8 protein-coding genes are annotated in these 25,757 nt (G+C 49.3%); 5 read left to right on the top strand and 3 right to left on the bottom strand.

The window, feature by feature from the left end; all coding sequences use genetic code 11:
* The 4 genes from ACUYLD_RS22970 to ACUYLD_RS22955 all read left to right on the top strand — a co-directional run.
* A partial coding sequence (locus tag ACUYLD_RS22970) for an amino acid adenylation domain-containing protein (RefSeq protein WP_446676073.1) occupies positions 1-5,804 on the top strand: 5,804 nt, incomplete at its 5' end.
* Positions 5,805-5,955: 151 nt separating this feature from the next.
* Positions 5,956-17,169 (top strand): amino acid adenylation domain-containing protein, encoded by an 11,214-nt coding sequence (locus tag ACUYLD_RS22965; RefSeq protein WP_446676072.1) that lies wholly within the window; start codon positions 5,956-5,958, stop codon positions 17,167-17,169.
* A 263-nt stretch (positions 17,170-17,432) separates the two neighbouring features.
* Positions 17,433-19,334: a serine hydrolase domain-containing protein gene (locus tag ACUYLD_RS22960; protein ID WP_446676071.1), complete on the top strand. Its 1,902-nt coding sequence runs from the start codon at positions 17,433-17,435 to the stop codon at positions 19,332-19,334.
* A gap of 102 nt (positions 19,335-19,436) precedes the next feature.
* Complete coding sequence (locus tag ACUYLD_RS22955) at positions 19,437-22,472, top strand: endonuclease (protein WP_446676070.1); 3,036 nt, start codon at positions 19,437-19,439, stop codon at positions 22,470-22,472.
* A gap of 243 nt (positions 22,473-22,715) precedes the next feature.
* On the opposite strand, the gene ACUYLD_RS22950 is transcribed toward ACUYLD_RS22955, so the two are convergent.
* Positions 22,716-23,063: a hypothetical protein gene (locus ACUYLD_RS22950; RefSeq protein WP_025721144.1), complete on the bottom strand. Its 348-nt coding sequence runs from the start codon at positions 23,061-23,063 to the stop codon at positions 22,716-22,718.
* A gap of 366 nt (positions 23,064-23,429) precedes the next feature.
* Between ACUYLD_RS22950 and greA the strand changes: the two genes are divergently transcribed.
* A complete protein-coding gene (gene greA / locus ACUYLD_RS22945) occupies positions 23,430-23,909 on the top strand; it encodes a transcription elongation factor GreA (protein ID WP_013310174.1) in 480 nt (159 codons plus the stop codon).
* Positions 23,910-24,041: 132 nt separating this feature from the next.
* Here greA and ACUYLD_RS22940 read toward each other — a convergent pair whose 3' ends face one another.
* Both ACUYLD_RS22940 and ACUYLD_RS22935 read right to left on the bottom strand, forming a co-directional pair.
* Complete coding sequence (locus ACUYLD_RS22940; protein WP_039274627.1) at positions 24,042-24,581, bottom strand: transcription repressor NadR; 540 nt, start codon at positions 24,579-24,581, stop codon at positions 24,042-24,044.
* Positions 24,578-25,732 (bottom strand): IscS subfamily cysteine desulfurase, encoded by a 1,155-nt coding sequence (locus ACUYLD_RS22935; protein ID WP_446676069.1) that lies wholly within the window; start codon positions 25,730-25,732, stop codon positions 24,578-24,580. Before ACUYLD_RS22935 ends, ACUYLD_RS22940 begins: the two co-directional genes overlap by 4 nt.
* Positions 25,733-25,757: the final 25 nt, after the last annotated feature.

Raw genomic sequence — 25,757 nt, 5'->3', positions numbered from 1 at the left:
CCAGCTATTCGTTTGATGCGGCTTGCTGGGAAATCTTCCAGGCGCTGTTCTGCGGAGCCACGTTGTATGTGCCAACGTCAGAGACGATTTTGGACTATGAGAGATTCGAACATTATATGACAGAACATCAGATTACGGTGGCGACGTTGCCACCGACCTATGCGGTGTATCTGGAGCCGGGACGGATGCCAAACCTGCGTATTCTGTTCACTGCGGGTTCAGCATCCTCAACAGAATTGGTATACAAGTGGAAGGATCAGGTGGCGTACTACAACGGCTACGGTCCAACCGAAAACTCGGTGGCGACGTCCATCTGGCCGGTATCCGAGGATGAAAGGGCAGGACAACTCATTTCCATCGGACGCCCTATGCCGAATCATCGGGTGTACATGGTGGATGTGCATGGACATTTGGCTCCGGTAGGTGTCGCGGGTGAACTGTGCGTGTCCGGTCCGGGTCTAGCCCGTGGTTATCTGGATCGCCCAGAGCTGACGGCTGAGAAATTTATACCAAATCCGTTTGCGGCTGGTGAAGCCGGCTACGAACGAATGTACCGTACGGGTGACTTGGCGAGATGGATGCCAGACGGCAACATCGAATATTTGGGCCGGATCGACCATCAGGTGAAAATCCGGGGCTATCGGATCGAGCTGGGCGAGGTCGAGGCACAAATTTTGAAGGTGGAGGACGTACAAGAGGTCATCGTACTGGCACAAGCGGACGAACAGGGGCAAAACCAACTGGTGGCGTACTATGTTGCTGAACGGGAAGTAAGCGCTGGTGAGCTGCGCAGCTTACTGGGCGAGGAGCTTCCAAACTACATGGTGCCTTCGTATTTGGTACAGCTGGAGCAGATGCCGCTGACACCGAACGGTAAAATCGACCGCAAGGCACTGCCAACACCGGAAGGCAACCTGCAAAGCGGAGCCGATTATGTAGCACCGCGGACATGGGTGGAAGTGAAGCTGGCGCAAATTTGGCAGGATGTGCTGGGTCTGGCGCAGGTCGGTGTGAAGGAAAACTTCTTCGAGATTGGCGGACACTCGCTGCGGGCGACGACGCTGGCCTCGAAGATTCACAAGGAGCTGAACAAGCCGCTTCCACTACGCAGTATTTTTGAAGCGCCAACGATTGAACAACTGGCAGCGGTCATGGAAGGTTTGGATCAAGTGGCGTATGCGTCCATTCCGGTGACGGAAGAACGCAGCTTCTACCCGCTTTCCTCGGCGCAAAAACGACTGTTTGTGCTGCATCAGTTCGACCCGAATGATGTGAACTACAACATGCCGTCAGTGCTGCAAGTGAGTGGTCCGTTGGACGTGAAGCGAGTGGAGGACGTGTTCCGTCAACTGATCGCCCGCCATGCAACGTTGCGTACCTGCTTTGAGCTGGTGGACAGTGAGCCGGTGCAATGGATTGAGGACACCGTGCCGTTCGAGGTGGAGTATACGAAGGTACAGGTAGAGGGTGCGACTGCGGATACGATGGTCAGCCAGGAAGCACAAGAACGGGTGCAGCAGTTTGTACGTCCGTTCGATCTGCAAGCCGCTCCGCTGCTGCGGGTAGGCTTGGTAGATTTGGGTGTACAAGGAACCGAGCAGGAACCGCAGCATTTGCTCATGCTCGATATGCACCATATCGTCTCGGATGGTGTGTCCATGGGAGTACTGACCGATGAATTTGTCCGCTTATACGACGGTGAAGAGCTTTCGCCATTGCGAATACAGTACAAGGATTATGCGGTATGGCAGCAAAGCAAAGCCCATCAAGAGTGGATGCAACGTCAGGAAGCGTACTGGCTCGACACCTTCCAGGGTGAACTGCCTGTGCTGGATCTACCGACGGACTTTGCCCGTCCGTCGGTACGAAGTACGGCAGGCGATACGGTGGTGTTCGGGCTGGAGCGCGAAGCTAGCGAACGCCTGAAGGAACTGGCGGCGCACACAGGCTCGACGCTGTATATGGTGCTGCTGGCAGCGTACACCGCGCTCTTACACCAATACAGCGGGCAAGAAGATATTGTAGTCGGCACACCGATTGCAGGACGACCGCATGCAGATTTAGAACCGATCCTCGGGATGTTCGTCGGTACGTTGGCATTGCGAAACTATCCGACAGCGGAACATACCTTCCGCAGCTACGTGGAAGAAGTGAAAGTTTGTGCTCTGCAAGCTTACGAACATCAGGACTATCCATTTGAGGAACTGGTGGAAAAGCTAAATGTGAAGCGGGATATGAGCCGCCATCCGCTGTTCGATACGATGTTTACCCTACAAACCACCGAGGAAGGCGAACTGCAACTGGCAGATCTGAGCTTCCGTCCATACGGTTTGGAACAAACGCCAGCGAAGTTTGATTTGACGCTGGAAGCCAGTGAGGAAGAGGCAGGTATCCAGTTCGGATTGCAGTATGCAACTGCGTTGTACGAGCGCGAAACGGTAGAACGGATGACGCGTCACTTTGTTCGCTTGGCCGAAGCGGTGGCGGCGAACCCGGATGCGAAGCTGGGTGAGCTGGAGTTGATTACGGCGGAAGAAACCGTGCAGATTCTGGAGGTATTTAATGACCCGAACGCACATAGTGTGCATTGTGCTGAACACAGACAGGTGCAAGGCCGTTCGCTCAGCGAACGCTTTGAAGAGCAAGCGAAGCGCAACCCTGAGCGGATAGCAGTTGTGTCTGGGTCCACCGCGCTGACCTACACTGAGCTGAATGAGCGTGCGAACCAATTGGCTCGTGTGTTACGAGTGGAAGGGGTCGAAGCAGATCAACCGGTTGGCGTATTGCTGGAACGTTCTGCGGATATTCTGGTGAGCATTCTGGGGGTACTTAAGGCCGGAGGCGCGTATGTGCCGATGGATACGATGTATCCACAGGAGCGCATCGACTACATGCTCCAAGACAGTGGGGCCAAGGTCGTGATTACAAGTAGAGTTGCCAACCTGTCGCTCAGCTTGCCATCCACAGTTCGAGCTGTAGTCTTGGATGACGAGGACGTTCAAGCTCAACTGGGAGCACAGGATGCGAGCAATTTAATCCCTGTCGCCCGCCCGCATAACCTGGCCTATATGATTTACACGTCAGGTACCACCGGCCAGCCGAAAGGGGTCATGATCGAGCAGGGCAGTGTTAGCAATCTGGTAGATGCTTTATTGGAGCGAGTATACAGCCGTTATGAACAGCCGCTTCATGTCGCATGGCTGTCGGCATTTGTATTTGACGCTTCAGTGAAGCAAATCTTTGCCAGCTTGCTGTTAGGCCACACCCTGCACATGGTGTCCCGTGACGTCAGTCTGAGTGGAGAGCATTTGATCGCCTACTACCGCACGCACCGGATTGATCTGTCGGACGGCACACCTGCGCATCTGCATATTTTGAACGAAAGCGTCAATGTGACGGAAGCGCCGGAAGTGAAGCATTACCTGATCGGTGGCGAAGCATTATCCGTGCAGCTGGTAAATGTGTTCCTGCACAAGTGGTCCGGGTATCGTCCGGTGATTACGAACGTGTACGGTCCGACCGAAACCACGGTAGATGCGACTGCTTATACGATTGAAGATGTAGAGTCCCTGAACGCACTGCTGGAAAAAGGGGAGCATACGGTATCCATCGGAACGCCGATAGCGAACCAGTCCGTGTACATCTTGAACAGCCAGCAACAGCTGGTGCCGATCGGGATCGCAGGTGAGCTTTATATCGGAGGTGCAGGTGTCGGACGAGGATACCTGAACCTGCCGGAGCTGACGGCAGAGAAGTTCGTCCCAAATCCGTTCGCAGATGCGGCAGCAACCGATCAAGCGGACAGCACTCACGCAAACCGGATGTACCGGACGGGCGATCTGGCCCGGTGGTTGCCAGACGGCAGCATTGAGTATTTGGGCAGGATCGACCACCAGGTGAAAATCCGGGGTTACCGGATCGAGCTGGGCGAGGTGGAAGCACAGCTGCTGACCGTGGATGGCATTCAGAAAGCCGTGGTCACAGCATGGGAAAACGAAGACGGACACAAGGACCTGTGTGCCTACATCATAGCTTCAGAGTCCCTGAGTTTGCCGGAGCTGCGCAATGCGCTGCAGCCGAAGCTGCCGGATTACATGATCCCGACGTATGTGGTACAACTGGATCGTTTCCCGCTGACACCGAACGGGAAAATCGACCGCAAGGCGTTGCCGGCACCGGAAGCACGTCTCGAAGGAGGCCTGGAGTACGTTGCACCGCGGACGCCGCTGGAAGCCAAACTAGCCCAAATCTGGCAGGATGTCTTGAAACTGTCCAGCGTAGGAGTCACCGACTCATTCTTTGACGTGGGTGGGCACTCCCTGCGGGCAACGACGCTGGTGGCCAAAATCCATCAGGAACTGGACAGCCGGATTACGCTGCGTGAGGTGTTCCAACACTTCACGATTGAGCAGCAAGCTCAGCTCATAGCTACGCACGGTACAGACACCTATACGGTGATCCCTGCGGCGGCGCAACAGGCGTACTACCCGGTTTCCTCGGTTCAAAAACGACTGTACATTTTGAGCCATCTGGAAGGTGGGGATCTCAGCTACAATATGCCGGGTGTATTAACCGTGGAGGGGCCGCTTCAGGCCGATCGGCTGGAAGATGCGTTCCGTCAGTTAATAGCCCGCCATGAAACGCTGCGGACTTCCTTTGAAATGGTGGAAGGCGAGGTCGTTCAGCGGGTTTACGATCAAGTGGAGTTTGCAGTAGAACACCTGCAGGCTAGGGAGTCCGAAGCCGAAGCCTATATCGAGTCCTTTGTACGCAGCTTTGATCTTCGCCAGGCACCACTGCTGCGTGTCCGTCTTATTCAAACTGGACCAGAGCGCCATCTCCTGATGTACGACATGCACCATATTATTTCAGACGGTGTATCGTCTAACAATATCGTGCAGGAGCTGGTACAACTGTACGAGGGACAGGAATTGGAGCCGTTGCAAATTCAGTACAAAGACTACGCCGTGTGGCAGCAGCAGGAGATGCAGCGTGAATCATACCAACGCCGGGAACACTTCTGGCTGGAGCATTTAGCCGGAGAATTACCGGTACTGGATTTGCCAATTGCTTATCCTAGACCTGCTGTTCGCAGCTTCGAGGGTGCGATGTATGAATTTACAGTGGACGCGAATGTATCCGAGCAACTGCACCGAATTGCGGCACAGACCGGAAGCACGCTGTACATGGTGCTGTTGAGCGCCTACACCGTTCTGCTGTCCAAATACAGCGGTCAGGACGATTTGATCATCGGTACGCCAGTAGCAGGACGCTTGTTGCCTGAGCTGGAGCCACTGATCGGAATGTTCGTCAATACGCTAGCCATCCGGCATCAGCCGAGGGGCAACCAAACGTTCCACAACTACTTGCTAGAAGCCAGAGATCGTACGCTGCAAGCCTTCGAGCATCAGGATTATCCACTGGAAGAGTTGGTGGAAAAGCTGGATGTAGCACGGGATGCAAGCCGTAACCCATTATTTGACACTATGTTTATACTGCAAAATACAGAGTCGCCGGAAGCGCAGCTTGAAACGCTGTCCTTCAGCCCGTATGTTCAGGAGCATCGTATCTCCAAATTCGATTTGACCTTGTCTATGAGTGATGAAGACGGGGAAATAAAGGGTTCCTTTGAATATTGCACGAAGCTGTTTGGAGCCGACGCTATTGAGAGATTAACCAGAGATTTGATAGCGATCCTGTCCCAGGTTGGGATCAATCCAGATTTGCTGTTAAGCGATATTCAGGTGAACTCGGACGAGCAACCGGAAGGCTTCTCGCCGGATTCCATCGACTTTGTTTTCTAAATGCAATGAATTCACTTTGCGTGTGCAGAGGGCGGCGGCTTGTCCGACTGCCCTTGCCTGCAAAGTATTCTTTTTCTGACACAACGCTCATGTACGTAACAACGCACCATCCAACCGGGGGAACAGGCCCCGAGAAGCAGGAGGGATGTCATTGAAAGCCTTATTTGAGAAGGAAAAAAATTACTGGAGTCATAAACTGGAATCTGAGGATCATATCATCTGCCTACCATACACCAACCATGTGTCCAGAAATACAACTGTAACGAGTTTAAATTCCCATACGTACACGCTCACATTTCCAACTGAAATTTCCCAAAGAATATCATCTATAACAGGTGGCGCTCCATGGGCCGTGTTTATGGTCCTGCTTGCTGGAGTAGAGAGCTTATTGCATAAATACACATGTGAGGAACGTGTGCTGCTGGGCATTCCGGTAGCCAAGTCTAGCAACGGTGCTACAAAGCCGATCAACCATCTGCTTTTATTGAAAAATACGCTGGATTCCAGCACAACCTTCAAAGCCTTGCTGTCTCAAATCAAAACCTCTGTCGGCGAAGCTATTGAACATCAAAACATTCCTTTTTGGAACTATTCTGAATTACTTGACATTCAACGTAATGAGGATGGAAAGCCTCTTATTCACACCACAGTATCCTTGCAAAACATTCATATTTCTGATTTTTTGAATCACGTACAATCTGAACTAGATTTCCAGTTTCAATGGGAAAATGAAGCGGTCTCCCTGAACGTAAAGTATAATAGCGACCGTTATAGCGAGACGACGATTGAGCACTTTGTTGAGCAGCTTCTGCGGCTGTACACTATTGTTTTGCAGCAGCCAGAGTTGGCGATTTCCACAACACAAGTGCTGTCAGAGCAAGAAGTAGAGCAGCTGGTCCATACCTTCAACGATACAAATGTGGATTATCCACGTCATGCGTCTATTCATGAATTGTTCGAGAAACAGGCGAAGCAGGCACCACAGCAGGTGGCGGTAGTGTGTGGGCAAGATAGCCTAACCTATGCAGAATTGAATGAAAAGGCCAACCGACTGGCTCATTCTTTACGTAAGCAGGGAATCCGCACCGAGCAGACGGTCGGCATTGTAGCTGAACGCTCGATTGAGATGATTGTCGGTATGCTCGGAATTCTCAAAGCAGGTGGAGCATATGTACCCATTGATTCTGATTACCCGGATGAGCGTGTACGCTATTTGCTGAAGGATTCCGGTGCGGACATACTGCTCGTGCAGCGAATGGAACATCGGCCCACTGATTTTAAGGGAAGGGTGCTTGACCTTAGCGATGCTACAATTTATGGAACGGATGATGCTGATCGTTATGATCCCATTTTGCCGAATGATCACGGAACGAATACTGATCCGGGATACGTGGACTGCCTAGATCCGTTCTACTCCATTTCCGCCAGTCCCGAACTTGCTTCTACGACAACCATACAACCAGAAAACATGCAACCCAAAGCTACGCAATCAGAACAAGCAAAACAAATACAGCACGCTTATGCAACTGAAGAACAACCGAAAGCGAGCGCAGCTGGTCGCTTGGCCTATATTATGTACACCTCAGGGACTACAGGCCAGCCCAAAGGGGTTATGGTGGAGCACCGAAATGTCGTGCGTTTGGTGACAAACACAAATTATGCACGCTTGAATGCCGACACGCGCATTTTGCAGACCGGGTCTGTTGTCTTTGACGCGTCCACCTTCGAAATTTGGGGTGCGTTATTGAACGGTGGACAGCTGGTGCTGGTGAGTCAGGATGTTATTTTGGACGCGCCCAAGCTCAAGGAAGTTGTCCGCAATCACGGCATTACCACGATGTGGCTGACCGCACCACTCTTTAATCAGCTATCCCAGCAGGACTTGGAACTATTTGAGGGGATGCGGGAGCTATTGGTTGGTGGTGATGTGCTGTCCGTACCGCATATTAACCGGGTATTGGAGGCCCATCCGAATCTACATATCATTAACGGCTACGGTCCGACGGAAAACACGACCTTTTCCACCACACATGCCATTATCGGCGTTCAATCGGCATCTGTGCCCATTGGTAGCCCGATCCATAACTCGACGGCATATGTCGTGGACGGTTCGATGCAGCTCCAGCCTGTTGGAGCGTGGGGAGAACTGATCGTCGGCGGTGACGGGGTGGCTCGCGGATACCGCAACCGCCCAGAACTGACGACCGAAAAGTTCATTGACAGTCCGTTCCGTGGCGGCGAACGCTGCTATCGAACAGGGGACCTGGTGCGTTGGAATGCGGACGGGACGCTGGAATATAAGGGACGAATCGACGCGCAGGTGAAAATTCGAGGCTACCGGATTGAGCTGGGCGAGGTGGAAGCACAGCTGTTGAAGCTGGAGGCAGTCCGAGAAGCTGTTGTAATTGCACATGAAGATGAGCAGGGGCAAAAGCTGCTCTGCGCATATGTGGTCACCCATGCGGAAGTAGCGACAAGTGAGCTGCGTAGTGCTTTGAGCCAGGAGCTACCGGGCTACATGGTACCGTCGTATTTTGTGCAGCTGGAGCAATTGCCACTGACGCCCAATGGCAAGGTGGATCGCCGATCGTTGCCACAACCAGAGGGAGGTGTAAGCTCAGGCGCAGAATATGTACCTCCTCAAAATCAATTACAAGCACAACTGGCTAGCATCTGGAAAGATGTGCTGGAGCTTGAGCGCATTGGGATTAAGGATAACTTTTTTGAGGCAGGAGGACATTCCCTGCGGGCGACACATGTCATATCACTCATCTATAAGGAATTGCATAAAAATGTGCAGCTAAAGGATCTGTTCCAGCATCCGACAATTGAACAGCTGGCGCAGGTTATTGAAGCACTGGAGCAAACCACCTATGAATCCATCCCTGTTACGGAGAATAAGCCATTTTATGCGGTCTCATCGGCTCAAAAACGGATGTATATCCTCAATCAGCTTGATGGAGCGGGAATTAGCTATAACATACCTGGTGCCCTGACTCTGACCGGTTCACTTGATCACAAGGCACTGGATAACGCGTTCCGTCAGCTTATTGACCGCCATGAAACATTGCGCACAAGTTTTGAGACCATGAACGGTGAACCTGTCCAGCGAGTACATGACGAGGTTCCTTTTTGCATGGAATTGACCTATGCTCACGGAGCTGCCCCAAAGGAAACGGATGAGCTGGTACGTAACTTTGTCCAACCATTCGATCTGGGGCAGGCCCCGTTATTCCGAGTTGGTTTGATTGAAACAGACCCAGAGCATCATATTTTGCTCATGGACATGCATCATATCATTTCGGACGGCACCTCTATAAATGTACTAATTCAGGACTTTATTCATTTATATGCAGGCGACACACTGCCATCGCTACGCATTCAGTATAAAGACTACGCCGCTTGGCAACAGAAGCAGCAGCAAAGTGAACGCTACCGGGAACAGGAAAACTACTGGCTCAATACCTTCGCAGGAGAGCTACCTGTGCTTGATCTACCGACTGATTATCCACGCCCAGCGGTGAGAAGCTTTGAAGGAGATGTGCTGGAATTTACGCTTGACCAACGACAAAGCGAAGGCTTAAAAAGCATTGCGGTGCAGACGGAATCGACATTATATATGGTGCTGTTGGCTGCCTATTCGGCTTTGCTTAGCCACTATAGCGGGCAAGAGGATATTATTGTCGGTTCGCCAATTGCAGGGCGGCCCCATGCGGATCTTGGCAGTCTGATCGGGATGTTCGTGAATACACTGGCAATCCGTAATTATCCAGAAGGCGGGAAAACGTTCCGCGATTATGTGTTGGAGGTCAAGGAAAACGCGTTAAAGGCTTTTGAACATCAGGATTATCCGTTTGAAGAGCTGGTGGAGAAGCTGGGCGTAGATCGAGATTTAAGCCGTAATCCGTTATTTGATACCATGTTTGCACTACAAAACATAGAGCAAAAAGAGCAGCAGCTGGCGGGGCTGCAATTGGCATCTTATCCAAGTGAGCAAACGACGGCCAAATTTGATTTGAGTCTGTTCGCAGTGGAGGATGGAGAACAAATTTCCTGTGCTCTTCAATACGGAACTCGGCTGTACAAACGGGAAACCATTGAACGACTGACTGAACATTTGCAGCAGCTTATCAATGCGGTTATAAAACAGCCGGATATCGCTCTTTCGGCTATAGAAATGGTTTCGGCCCAAGAAAAAGAGCTGCTTGTGCAGAGATTCAATGATACGGTAGCAGACTATCCGTATCCACGAGATCAAGCACTGCATGTGCTGTTCGAGGAACAGGTAGCGCAATCACCAGATCGGCTGGCCATCACCTTTGCGGACATGCAGCTTACCTACCGCGAGCTGAATGAACGTGCCGACCGTCTGGCACGCATACTCGCTTCCCATGGGATACAGCGCGGGTCCGAGCCAGAGACACAGCGAGTAGGGATTATGGCTGGACGCTCCATTGAAATGGTCGTCGGTATGCTGGCGATTTTGAAGGTCGGAGGGGCTTACGTTCCCATTGATCCTGATTATCCTGAAGAGCGTATCCGTTATTTACTGGAGGATTCCAGTGCGGGGCTGTTACTGTTACAGCGACGTGAGCAGATGCCTTTTGAACCCGGCATTCCGGTCATCGATTTGAGTGATGTACAGCGATGCAATAGCAAATCTGAATGTGACGCTCAGACGGATGGAACAATTGCGATTACAACAGGGGGATCTTCTTCCGATCTTGCGTATGTGATCTACACCTCTGGTACGACAGGCAAGCCGAAGGGCGTGATGATTGAGCACCGTAATGTCGTGCGCCTAGTGAAAAACAAAAGCTATGCCATGCTTAATGAAAATACACGTATGCTGCAATTGGGCGCAGTTGTGTTCGATGCCTCCACATTTGAAATCTGGGGAACGCTGCTGAACGGGGGACAACTGTATGTGGTAAGCCATGACACTATTCTGGATGCCTCCAAGCTCAAACAAGCAATTGACAAGTATCGTGTTAACACGATGTTCATGACTACGGCTTTATTCAATCAGTATTCGCAGCAAGAAATCGGAGTGTTTGCGTCCTTGAAGGAGTTGCTCGTGGGTGGTGATGTGTTGTCTGTGCCACACGTCAATCGTGTGTTGAAGGAGTACCCGCAGCTTCGCCTGGCCAATATTTATGGTCCGACGGAGAACACCACCTTTTCCACCATCTATGACATTACAGAACCGCAAACCCAGGCTATTCCCATTGGACGTCCAATTGATCACTCGACCGCTTATGTGGTCAATCGTTCGTTGAAGCTGCAACCTATCGGGGCCTGGGGAGAGCTGATCGTCGGTGGCGACGGTGTTGGGCGAGGATATCTGAATCGGCCCGAGCTTACGGCGGAAAAATTTATTGAAAGTCCATTCCGGTCTGGAGAATATTGCTATCGTACAGGAGACTTAGTGCGTTGGCGTGCTGATGGTGTACTGGAGTACAAGGGAAGAATGGATGAACAGGTCAAAATTCGCGGCTACCGCATCGAACTGGGTGAAATTGAAACCCGTTTGTCCACGATTCCAGGTGTGAAGGAATCGGTTGTTACCGTGCGGCAGGACGATCACGGACAAAAACAGCTGTGTGCCTATTTTGCAACAGACAGTGAATTGAGCGCCAGCGACTTACGTAACATTTTGTCGCAGGATCTGCCTGGCTATATGGTGCCGTCCTACTTTGTGCAGCTATCCAGACTGCCTTTGACGCTGAATGGCAAAGTAGACCGTAGGGCACTGCCCGCACCTGAGCACAATCTCGATACAGGTATGGATTATGTGGCACCCGAGACGGATGTCCAACAGGCACTGGCTACGGCTTGGGGAGCCATTCTTGGTATCCCGAAAGTCGGAATACAGGATAACTTTTTCCATTTGGGTGGTGACTCCATCAAGGCCATCCAAGTATCGTCCCGCTTGTTTCAGGCTGGATACAAGCTGGAAATGAAGGATTTGTTCAAATACCCGACAATTGCGGGACTAAGCACATATATTCAGCCTGTTAACCGAATAGCCGAGCAGGGCGAGGTTACAGGAAATGTAGAGCTTACACCGATTCAGCGCTGGTTTTTTGAACAGCCAACGGAAGAACCACACTATTTTAACCAATCTGTCATGCTCTATCGTCAGGAAGGCTATGACGAACAGGCACTACGGCGGGCGCTCCATCAGATTACTTCGCACCATGATGCATTGCGTATGGTTTTTAGTTTGTCGGAGAACGGATGTACAGCATGGAACCGCAGTGTAGAGGAAGGCGAACCGTACCATCTGGAATGCTTTGACTATAATGACAGCGATGTAAACAAGCAAGATTTGGCGAAGATAATTGAAGCGAAATGCAATGAAATTCAATCTGGTATTTCCCTAAGCGAAGGTCCGCTGATGAGACTGGGGCTGTTCCGTTGCCCAGATGGAGATCATCTGCTGGTCGTGATTCATCATTTGGTTGTAGACGGGGTATCCTGGCGCATTTTATTCGAGGATTTGGCGACTGCTTATGATCAAGCCTCCAAGGGTGAACAGGTGATTCAGCTGCCTCATAAAACAGATTCGTTCCAAACATGGGCCGAGCAGCTGCACGCTTATGCCAACAGTCCAGCTATGGATCATAAGCGAACGTATTGGGGGAAACTTGCACAAGCGGAACTGGCTTCTTTGCCGCAGGATGATGGGCATAACGAGCACGAAAAGCCATTGATTGGCGATAGTGAGTCGGTTACTGCTTTGTGGACACATGCAGAGACAGAGCAGCTGCTCAAGCAGGCCAATCGTGCCTACCGTACAGAAATTAATGACCTGTTGTTGACGGCGGTAGGAATGGCATTGCAAGCATGGAGTGGAAATGATCGGTTCCTGATAAATCTAGAGGGACATGGACGTGAAGCCATTTTACCAGAGGTGGACATTACTCGAACGATAGGGTGGTTTACAAGCCAATATCCTGTTTTGCTCGATATGCCGGAAGAACTGGCACTTTCGCAACGGATTAAGCGTGTGAAGGAAGGACTGCGCGGCATTCCGCAAAAAGGGATTGGCTACGGTGTACTGAAATATTTATCCGACCGTCAGACACAGGCACCGGAGGCATCTCCAGCCATATTTACGACAGATCCCGAAATCAGCTTTAACTATTTGGGACAGTTCGATCAGGATATGAAAGGGAACGACTTGCAATCATCCTCATATGAGGGTGGGATGCCGCTAAGCCCGACCATGGCTCGAACGTATACGCTGGATTTTGGCGGCATTATTTCGGGAGGCCAACTGGGTCTGACGATTAGCTATAGTCGTACCAGCTATAGACCGGAGACCATCGAGCGATTGGCGAAATTCCTGGAATCGAGCCTGCGTGAAATTTTGGCGCATTGCATCCATAAAGAACACCCGGAGCTTACCCCAAGTGATATTTCTTATAAAGGAATGAGTGTGGAGGGCTTGGACAGCCTCTTATCTGAAATGGGTGCTGCGGGTGAGATCGACAATGTATATGCACTGACCCCCATGCAGAAAGGGATGCTGTTTCACAGCCAGCTAGATAGTCAAGCAGCTGCGAATGACGCATATTTTGAGCAGGTTTCTTATGATATGCGAGGTCAGATGGACATTCGGGCTTTTGCAGAAAGCCTGAATATTCTGGTTCGGCGACATGAGGCGCTGCGTACACATTTTTATTTTGGCAGAGATACGGAACCGTTGCAGGTGGTGTATCGAAATCGGGATTGCGGCTTTCAATATGAAGATTTACACCATCTGGATGAGGATGAAATAGATACCAGGTTGAAAAATTTCAAGCTACAAGATAAAGCACGGGGCTTTGATCTGCGTCGGGATGTCCTGCTGCGTGTAGCGATTTTACGTACCGGAGAAGACAGCTATCATTTTGTATGGAGCTTCCATCATATCGTCATGGACGGCTGGTGCCTGTCCCTTATAAATAAAGAAGTGTTTGAAAGCTATGCAGCACTTCAGGAGGGCAGAGTACCAGAGCTGGCACCGGCAGTGCCGTACAGCCGCTTTATTGAATGGCTGGAAGCACAGGATGCCAAGGCGGCAACCGACTACTGGAGCAGCTATTTATCCGGATATGAGCAGCAAACAGCATTACCAGCTGTAAAATCCGGTCGCAAGAGTGGAGGCAACACGGCTAGTGATTGGGTGACGGTTTTGGAACGTGAGTTGACCCTCCGGGTGGAGGAGACGGCTAAGCGATATCAGGTGACCATGAATACGTTATTACAAACCGTCTGGGGGATTGTGCTGCAAAAATATAACAACCACAGTGATGTCGTATTTGGTAGTGTCGTCTCAGGCCGTCCATCGGATATTATCGGGGTAGAGGATATTATCGGCTTGTTCATTAATACCATTCCAGTTCGCATTCTTAGTGAGGCAGGGGAATCTTTTGCAGAAGTTATGAAGAAAACACAGGAGCAGGCGCTGGCTTCTCATGCGTATGATACGTATCCACTGTTTGAGATTCAGGCATTGACCGACCAGAAACAGGATTTAATTAACCATATTATGGTGTTTGAAAATTATCCGGTAGATGAGCAGGTCGAAGAACTGGGAAGTGACGGGCAGGATACTTTCCCGATTTCCAACGTGGTGGCTGCAGAGCAGACTAACTATGATCTGAGCTTAGTCGTTATGCCGGGAGAATGCATCAAGATTCGTTTTATGTATAATGCGTTAAGTTATGATCAAACAGGCATTAAGCGTCTGCATGGGCATTTTGTGAATCTGTTGGAGCAAGTTTTGCTTAACCCGAATGTTTGCGTAGAAGAGCTGGAACTGGTTACAGCGGCGGAAAAACAACAAATTACAGGAGAGTTTAATGACACTGTCTCTGCATATCCAAGCAATCACACGATCCAAAAACTGTTTGAGGAGCAGGCAGAGCGCACGCCGGATCATATTGCTGTAGCTTTGGGTCATCAATCATTGACCTATCGGGAACTCAATGAGACAGCCAACCGTTTAGCGCATACGCTACGTGATGCAGGGGTGAAATCCGATGAACCTGTTGGCATTTTGACGGAGCGCTCACTGGACATGATTACGGGAACACTCGCTATTTTGAAGGCTGGAGGCGCGTATGTGCCGGTAGACCCTCAATATCCGGAGGACCGTATCCGTTATATGCTGGAGGACTCGGGAGCTAAGCTGCTGCTGGCTCAGCAGGATTTACTGGGTCGTTGCTATTTTGACGGACAGATTGTCAATCTGAATGAGGATACGTCCTACAGTGCAGATGCTTCCAATCTGGGTATAGATGGAGCGGGTAATCATGCTGCTTATGTCATTTATACCTCAGGTTCAACAGGTAAGCCTAAGGGTGTCGTAGTTGAGCATCAAAGTGTCGTGCGCCTTGTCCGCAATACGGATTATGTGCCATTTGATGAATCGACTCGAATGCTGCAGACTTGCGCGTTTGTATTTGATGTATCTACGTTTGAAATTTGGGGTGCGCTACTGAATGGTGGTCAGCTTGTTCTTGTGCATAAGGATGATCTATTGGACGCGGCCAAGCTTAAAGAGACGATACGGGATCATCACGTCACCATGATGTGGCTGACCACACCGTTATTTAATCAGCTTTCACAGCAGGATAGTAAACTTTTCGGCGATGTGAAGTATTTGCTGGTTGGTGGTGATGTTTTGTCTGCACCCCATATTAACCGGGTCCTGCGCGATAATCCGGACATGAACATCATTAACGGCTATGGGCCAACGGAAAACACAACCTTTTCGACGACGTATCACATTACGGAAGAACAGCTGGATTCTGTGCCGATCGGACGGCCCATCTGCAATTCGACGGCGTATGTTGTAGATTCGTCATTTAACCTGCAACCGGTCGGAGCTTGGGGTGAGCTGGTCGTCGGCGGAGACGGAGTTGCACGTGGTTATCTAAATCGTCCTGAGCTGACGGCTGAGAGATTTCTTGCTAACCCGTGGAGGGACGGAGATCGCCTGTACTGTACGGGAGACCTTGTTCGCTGGCGTGAAGACGGCATACTGGAATACGCTGGACGGATTGATCAACAGGTTAAAATTCGCGGTTACCGGATTGAGCTGGGTGAGGTGGAGGCGCGGCTGGCAAGTGTACCGTCCGTGCGGGATAGCGTGGTTATTGCTTTGCGGGATGGAGCAGGTCAGCAGCAATTATGTGCTTACTTTACTGCTGATGAACAGCTGACCATCCGTGAGATTCGAGCTGCGATGTCGGCCAGTCTGCCGAGCTATATGATTCCATCCGCATTTGTACAGCTGGATCGGTTTCCGCTGACGACAAACGGCAAAATCGACCGCAAAGCTTTACCTGTGCCGGACAAAGGGCTGCACACGGGTATAGAATATGTCGCACCGCGAACCGATGTGGAGCAGTTGCTGGCATCCATTTGGCAGGAAGTGCTTGAAATTCCACAAGTGGGTATCCATGATGACTTTTTCACGTTGGGTGGACATTCCTTGAAAGTACTAGAGCTTATACGCAAAGTTCACCTTGCCACAGACATTGAGCTTCCCATCCGTAGTGTAATGGACTTCCCGACTATAGAAGAGCAGGCGCTCACATTATTGAAAGCCGATCTGGAATACAAGGCCGATAGTCCAATCATTCGGTTGAATGAACACGGTCCGATCTCCATCTTCTGCTTTCCTCCTATGCTTGGATACGGGCTGTCGTTCGCGGAGCTGGCGAAACAACTGGATCAGGACGCAGTCGTGTATGGATTGGAGTTCGTGGATGATGCTGCGGATGAGCAGGCCATGCTGGCACGTTACGTTGATTTGATCGTCAGCACGCAAGCGCAAGGTCCGTATGTGCTGCTTGGTTATTCCATAGGTGGTAATCTGGCGCATAAGGTTGCTGACACACTGGAACGTCAAGGCCATGCTGTATCCGATATTTTTATGCTCGATTCGGTCAAAAGGGCGGAAGCCCTGCCCTTCACAGCTGAAGAAACAGAGCATGAAATTCATGACATGCTGGAACAGGTTCCTGACTCCTACCGTGAGCTGTTGAATGAAACGTACCAACGTAAAATGATCGCTTACGCGATGTATGGCAACCAGCTTGTGAATACAGAGAGCGTTCAGGCGAATATTCACGGTTTTGTCGCCGTTGGATCGGAAACGGTGAGGGGTACAGGAGATAATCGACTTTTATGGAAAGACGCTACACAAGGTAGCTATGAAGAGCATAGCTTGATTGGTAATCATTATGAACTACTGGAACCCGGATTTATCGAGGAAAATGTAAAAAGTATTCGTTCCACAATACAAAAGATAACTCGGAACACGGACAAAGACATGACACAAGATTTGGCACAACATAAATCTTGAAAATCTATGGTCGGTGATGTAACGAACGGAATCACTAATTTTTAATCTGTAACACATGAATCCTGATCGACAGTAAGAAGCCTTCTGCTTACACGATTCGATCAGGATTCGCTTTATCATGTGCACTCCCGCGATGGGAAGTGCGATGATTCCATAGCGCCATGCTGATGGCTTCCAAACGGAGTATAAATATCTGCTCGCTATGCAATCACCGCACGGTTCAAATCATTAAATCAACTTCATACGTAAGGATGGTACTTCATATGAAGAATAAAGGCATTTGCTACCTATCCGCATTTTTAGCAGCGTTGTTTCTCTGGAACCTGCTCATTGCTTCGGTATGGGCAACAGACAGCATAACACCTGATTCATTGGAAAAAACAGTGGACGATATCATGAATACAGAATTGGAAAAGTTGCATATTCCGGGGGCTGCGGTCGTTGTGACCCAAGAAAACCAAATCCTTTTTAGTAAAGGCTATGGATATGCAGATCTGGAGCGGAAAGTGGCATTCGATCCAGCGAAAACCATTGTTCGTGTCGGCTCTCTAACCAAATCATTTAGTGCAAGCGCCACGATGCAGCTGGTTGAGCAAAACAAGCTTGATTTGAATGAAGACGTGAACAGCTATCTCCACAGCTATAAAACTACGCAATACCAAAATCAGCCTTTCAATTTGCATCAGCTTTTGACACATACCGCAGGATTGGATGAAGCGCTGTACGACATTAACAGCTCGACTCGGGCAGGCGTTTTGCCCACAGAGCAGTATCTCAGCACGTATTTTCAAAATCAGCCTCCCATCCGCAAACCTGGAATTCAGTATGATTACAGCAATGTCGCCTACGGTCTGATCGGTAATATCGTGGAGCAAGTAAGCGGTCAGAGACTGAACGATTACCTCCGTACACATCTATTCCAGCCGATGAATATGCCCAGCGCGACGCTGGAATTGCCGTTAAATCATCCGGCACTGGCCCAATCGTATCAGTGGAAGGATGGAGCGTATTTGAAACAGCCTTTGTCATATATCAATCTGCCGGGAGCAGGAGCGTTGAACGTCACACCCAACGAGTTTTCCCATTACCTGATCACTCATTTAAATCAGGGCAAGTATGAGGGTAAAGTGGTGCTCCAGCCACATACGGTAAATGTGATGCATGCGCAGCAATTTGCAGTCGATGCACGCCTGGATGGCGTGGGCTACGGATTTTTCCGAGGTCAATTGGAGACGGGAACACCTATGCTGTGGGCTACCGGGGAAATTGATGATTTTATTTCCGAAATGGTACTGATTCAGTCGCAAAAGATCGGTATTTTTGTGATCATTAATTCAGCTGACACGGACACCCTGCTTCATGGAAAAGTCATCCATGCGATAGCCCGAATGCTGCCCTCAGAGCCGAAGGCCGTTTCGCAGTCACTAGCTCGTTCTTCCACCCAAGTGAAGCTTTCGCCAGAGATTGAGGGCGTATATCAGGTGGATTCTAATCCTGTTCATGGGTGGGGAAAATGGATTCGGATACTGGGAAACATTACATACACCGTGCGAATTCAAGATGATCATACGTTAATTGTTAAAGGAAAATACCCAAATGAGAATGAAGCAACAGACAAAGTTTTTCAAGCAGCAGGCGATGGATTGTTTGTGGAAAAGGGGGGCCAGCTTAAAATTTTGCTGTATCAGGAAAACGGTACGTGGATGATGGTTGCCCCGGATAGTAAGACCATGAAGCAGACGACACTTTGGCACCGTACCTGGACTCTGCTTGTCAGCTACGCTGCCGCCTCCTTATTTTTCATCACGACCTTGCTGATTTGGATCGTAAGATATGTGATCAGAGATATCCGTAAAACGAATAATCACATTTCGTCCAACCTTGCATTCATTGCGTCACTAAATACGATTTTTCTCGGGGTGCAGGTCATCTATGGTAACAATCAGATCGTGTATGGCTATTCCGCGTGGTATATCTGGGGAATTTGCACGCTGCCACTCATTTCAGCACTCATTGCCGTGTGGGTATTAATCGTGAATGGCGCAAAGCTGATTACAGGGGAAAGAAGAACCCGGGCTGCCGGGAAAATCCTATTTGCGGTACTCACATTGCTGCATACGGTGTATCTTTTTTATTGGAATTTCCTTCCTATTCATTATTCCTAAAGATTTACAAAACAATGCATATTCGAACATAAATGAATGCTAAAATTTGTATCTGATGCCCCCCCCCAGAGGGGCTTTAAACCAACAAACAGGAGGGAAAGAATGGGAATCTTTCGTCGTTTTACATCCCGTAGCTTCAAATACGCAACTGCTATGGTTTTCACTTTATCGTTGTACGCTGGTGTTGCGGGCAGCATGCAACCGGCACGGGCAGAAGGTCCGGCGGACCCAGCCCCCTTCATTGCAGCGAAAGTGGTCAATGAGAACGCTGGTAAAAAAGTGCTGTTTGATAATACACATGGACAGACAGCTGGCGCAGCAGATTGGGTGATTGATGGTGGATTTTCAGACTTCGGCCAAGCCCTCGCGAGTAATGGCTATGATGTACACGAGCTTCGCCAATCTACGCCTATTACTTACAATGATCTAAAGAATTATGATGTATTTGTTACGGCAGAGCCGAATATTCCTTTTAAACAGAGCGAACAGGCTGCAATGGAGCAGTATGTAAAAGCAGGCAATAGTATTTTTTTCATTGGAGATCATTATAACGCGGACCGCAACAAGAATCGCTGGGACGGATCGGAGAGCATTAATGGCTATCGTCGTGGTGCATGGGAAGACCCTGCGAAGGGAATGAGTGCGGAAGAAAAAAGCTCGGCAGCAATGCAGGGCGTAGTCAGCTCAGATTGGCTGGGCAGCCAGTTTGGTGTGCGCTTTCGCTACAATGCATTAGGCGATATCACGGCCAATCAGATTGTTGAGCCAGCGCAGGCGTTCAACATTACAGCTGGAGTGAGCAATGTCGCAATGCATGCAGGATCAACACTCGCAATTATCGACCCAGCGAAAGCCAAGGGAATCGTATATCTTCCTAAAACCAATCAGGCTTGGGGCAACGCGGTAGATCAGGGCGTTTATAACGGAGGCGGCATTCCGGAAGGACCTTATGCAGCTGTATCGAAAGTAGGGCTAGGCAAAGCTGCTTTCATTGGGGACTCGTCTCCTGTCGAAGATGCAACGCCAAAATATTTGCGCGAAGAGACAGGAACCAAGAAGACAACGTATGACGGCTTTAAGGAGCAGGATGACGCTGTGTTACTGGTCAATATCGTAGACTGGTTGTCCAAGAAGGAGGAGTATACCAGCCTGACGGAAGTGAAAAGCTTACAGCTGGACCAGCCGACGGCATTACTGCCTTTTGAAGAGCCACAGACTTCCACGGAACCACAAGCCGAGCCTTGGTCCGCTCCCGCAGCCGGCTACAAATGGTGGGATCAGCGAACATTCAAAGCAGGGTCCTATGGCGGATCTACAGCCAGTGCGCAACCCGTGTACAGCATCGTTCGTCAAGAGCAGCTGCCCAATGCACAGCCTTTTCAAATTCGGGTTACTGCCGACCAGCTGGCTCCTAACAGCACGATTAGCGGATTCAGCACAGGTATTTATGTTGCAGGCGGCAATCAAGTAGCCCAAATTCAAAATCCGGATGGAAGCTGGCCAACCTCTTACGGCTATAGCGGAACATTTAGCCTGGAGTCCAACGGCAAAGGTCATGCCTATAAGGACTTGACGGTGCGGATTAAGCCGGGAACCAGTGGTTCAGCTAATCTTAGACTGAGGCAAAACGGCAGCAATCTGCTGACCCAATCCGTCATGCTGGCTGATGTCCCGGCCCAGCCGTTGCCTGAGGAAGGCAATACGGTTCCAACTCGTATCAGTGTCGCAGAAGCACGGAGTCTCCCGGCTGGCAAAGTCGTGACCTTAGAGGGTGTTGTGACGACAGAACCAGGTGCATTCGGTGGTCAAGCCTTTTACATGCAGGATGAAAGTGGCGGTATTTATGTATATCAGAACCAAAGCGGCTTTCACCAAGGGGATCGAGTAAAGCTTACAGCAAGCTTGGCACTGTATAATAGTGAGCTAGAGTTAACCGATCCAGTGGCAATTGAAAAAACGGGAGAAGGACAACTTCCGGAAGCTGTACAAGTCACCGAACTCAGTGATGCGAACCAAGGACAGTTGGTTGAGCTTCCTACGGCAATGATTCGTAATGTGATAGACGCCACTCCCGTAGGTTCGTTTGAATTTGATGCAGTATCTGGTGAAGTAAGTCACCATGTGCGCGTCGATGCACGTACAGGCTTAACTCGGTCATCTTTTCCATATCAAGAAGGACAGCAAGTGAAGCTAAAGGGAATTTCGGCGATTTTCAAAGGGAATTATCAGTTAAAACCGCGTGGACTGGATGATTTTTCAGCTCAGACAGGCGCGGCTTTGCAGGAAGTAGAGCTTTCAATGGATCAAACGACCCTCAACATTGGGGATACGGCAGCGACACATCTCAAGGGTACGCTGACAGATGGCAGCGAAGCTGATTTAAGCCGCGCTTCTGTTCAGTATATCAGCAGTCATGAATCCGTTTCGCTGGATACGTATGGAGAACTTAAGGCCCTAAAAGAGGGGAGCGCGGAGATTACAGCCAGCGTCACCTTGGACGGTAAAACGGTCGTATCCAATCCTGTAACCGTTAGAGTCGAAAAGACTGCTGTAGGTGAAGTGCCGGGTAAACCTGTGCTGTCGCATGATAACGGGCAGGACACCGGGCTGAAGGATGGCAACTACAACATCACCATGAATCTGTGGTGGGGTACGAATGGTGATGAACTCAAGTTGTACGAAAACGACAAGCTGATTGGCACCCAATCGTTGCAAGCCGCTTCCCCTGGAGCACAGCATGCAGTCATTCCTGTTACAGGCAAGACCAATGGTATCTACACGTATACTGCAGAACTGATCAACGCTTCTGGTAAAACGACCAGCGATCCGTTAACTGTCGAAGTGACCGATGCTTCCCCTGGCATTCCAGTGCTGTCTCATGACAATTGGGACGGTGACGGCACCTACACCCTTACAATGAACATGTGGTGGGGCACGAATGCGACAAAATACAACTTATATGAAAATGGAGAACTGATCGATGCCCAGGATTTTCCAAGTCAAAGCCCGCAGGCCCAAAGTGCAGTCACCAACATCCAAAATCAAAAGCCGGGTACATATGAGTATCGGGCCGAGTTAGTCAATGCTTCAGGAAAAGTTTCTAGTCAAACGATAAGTGTAGAAGTAAAGGGCCATTAAGTAGAAATGATGCGCCGTTAAAAAGTAAGAGCATCTATTGACCTCGTGAGAGTCTATAGATGCTTTTTTTATTTTTTTTCGAAGCGGGAATTATCATTTTAGGATTGGGTTGGCGAAGCGGAAAGTCCCTCTATATCTGAGGAGCCATAGAAGAACATGGCAACTAGAATCACAATAATGACAACCTCTGCAAAATATTCTCCATCAAACTCACTCACCGCATAAGTCTCCTTTCGCCACTTGTTAATTATTTATTTTCTGTGAAAAGGCTTGTATCACCTGGTCCAGTGTCATATTCCCGTTATCATTTAAAAATTTCACCATATTATCGACATTGGATGGAGTGGATGCTAGTGTTTTGTATTTTCCTGTGAGTCCTAAAAACAATGTTGCTTGTCTGTATAAAGTCACGGAATCGACGTTTAGTTTTCCTGTTAGTAGGAGGGCTGCCACGAGGACCTCCACATTTTTTCCTTGAAGCGCAGAAAAGATAGCCGAATTACTGTTTAATCCATTTTTCTTTTGACCGTTGAGGGGGGATTTGGATTTACGATTCCCGTTCCCATTACCATTCTTTCCTAAGGAAGCCATTGAATCTTCCTCCCGCCATATACTGCTCCTGCCTGGTTTTCACAAAATTAGAGACAAGGACAGCGGCACTCCATGTGCTCATCAATATACGTTATGATCATACGATATGCGAATAAGAGAGCATTGGTTACTATAAGAATCATCCTGGCTGAAGGCAGTTGGCTACTGTTATCCAGTAATTTATTTCGCATGTTGGTCCGATTTAGAGTAAACTACAATAAAGCAAGCCAAATGAGCATTTGCATAAATCCCAGGAGCGTTTTCAATCAGCAATGTTTAGACTGAAACGGTTTAGTTCGTTTATTGTATTTTTGAGCGTTGAATTGGAATTAAGCAAAATGCTGAAATAGGAGTTGTAGATAAAATATGTCGAATGAAGAAGTATTGTTAACTAAAGAGGGATTGGCCAAGCTGGAGGATGAGCTTAAGGAACTGAAGACCGTAAAACGCAAGGAGCTAGCCGAACGCCTTAAGTTGGCTATCAGCTACGGCGATTTGAAAGAAAATAGTGAGTATCACTCAGCCAAGGACGACCAAGCGTTTATGGAAACCCGCATTCTCATATTGGAGAAGATGCTGACCAAAGCCCGGGTCGTGGATGAGAGTAATTTAGATCTTAGAACCGTTAGTATCGGATCGACTGTCATTCTGAATGACATCGAATTTTCAGAGAAGATGGAATACAAAATTGTAAGTCCTGCTGAGGCGGATGTTCTTGATAACAAAATTTCCTATGAAAGTCCTTTAGGCAAGGCACTTTTGGGAAAAGAAGTGGGCAGTATCATTCATGTGGATGCACCCATGGCTGTAATTAAATATGAGCTGCTTGAAATTAAGCTCACATAGTTCATTCCCGATTCCCTTATATGAGGGGGCCGGGATTTTTTATTTCTCGCTGCCTACAATACCGTCCATGTGGAGCACAGTTGCACTCCACATACTGGACAGGATTTTCTTTGCTCCGCTAAGCGCACTAAGTTAGTCCGTCATTAGGAAGCCCGCTTGCTCCAATGCAGCGCAGGCATCATTAATTTTATCTTCGTCCGAGGCATTCAAGGTATGCAGGTGGATGCCTCCGGTCAGCTGGGACAAATAAGTGGCCTGGGTGGAGCTGATTTTACGGATAAAATCGTCCACTTCCTTGCGAGTTCCAACCCGTATCGGAGCAGTCAGATCCCCGTATACCGGATGCTCAACAATAACATCCTGCACACTTACACCGTAGTCCACAATCAGCTTTAGTTCCTCTTCTGTCTGTTCAGGTCGATGTTTACACACAATAATACGTGAAGCTAAGGGAGTTGCCTGACTCGCAGGCTCCATATAAATGTATCCTTGACTTGTTGCAAGGATAGGTTCTTGGCTTGCTTTTAACAGGGAAATATCCTGTACAATTACTTGTCGGGAGACGGAGGATCTGCGCGCCAGTTCGCTCCCGGTCAGCGGTGATTCGCTCTTGAGCCACAATAGTAGCTGTTCGCGGCGATCCGTACCTGACCGTTTTAAAGATTCAGTCAACGGGATAAGCTCCTTTCTTTTCGATGCGTCAGGTCTGTCAAAATATCTACCAATACATTCAATTCCTCGATGGTGGTCGTTCTTCCGAAAGAAACACGGATAAATTGTAACGCTTCACGGCCGGATGCTCCAAGCGCCTGTAAAGCAGGCGAAGGATCGTGGTGTCCGGCAGCACATGCGCTTCCAGTTGATATACAGACACCTCTGCGATTACATTCCAGCATAACATATTGTCCCTCGTAACCGTGAAAAAAACATCCTACGATATGATGAAGCACTGCTTTATTCTCGCTTTCCTGTACGGCCCAACGTAACGGAATGGATCTTTCCTGAATTTTCGTAATAAAGTGTCTTCTCAGGGTAGTATATCGCTCCTGATGCGACTCCATCTGTTCGGACATCATTTCTGCTGCCGCGACAAAGGCTGCAATCCCGGGAACATTAACCGTTCCAGGACGAAAGCCGTTTTCATGTAGTGTATCAGGGTACAAGGGACGCCACGGGGTTCCGGGTTTGAGATATGCAGCACCGACACCTTTGGGGCCATACACTTTATGGCTTGATACAGAGAGTGCATCTACTCCCATGGATTCTACATCTACGCGAATATTCCCAAATGTCTGTACCGCATCACTGTGCAGCAAAATACCCCGTTCGCGTAGCAGGGGAGATAAGGCAGCAAGGTCCTGAACCAGTCCCGTTTCCGAATTAGCGTGTTGTACGGAGACAAGTCCGGTGTCTTCTCTCAGGTGAGGTAAAAGAGTTTCGCGAGTCATCCGTCCTTCCCGATCCGGTTGCACAATGGTCAGTTCATAGCCCTGACGTTCCAGCAAAGTAGCAAGGTTGTACATCGAGTGGTGTTCCAAAGCGCTCATGATCCAATGCTTTTTATGCTGCGGCAACCCGTTCAGGATCGATTGCACAACCAACATATTGGATTCTGTTCCCCCTGTTGTAAAATAGATGCCTTCCTTTTGCCCGCCAATCATATTTGCTATTCGTTGCCTGCTGTAATCTAGCGTATAGGCTGCTTGACCGCCCGCATCATGAAGACTGCTGGCATTTCCGAACATTTCCTTATTTAATACGTTATACATATTTAAAGCTTCGCCACACATAGGTGTGGAAGCGGCATAGTCCAGATAAATCACACCAAATCCTCCCTGCTTAAAATAA

It is taken from the genome of Paenibacillus sp. SER-28, from assembly GCF_052906305.1.
Note: the sequence above shows the minus strand (reverse complement) of the source record. Positions and strands in the feature narration are given on the sequence as shown.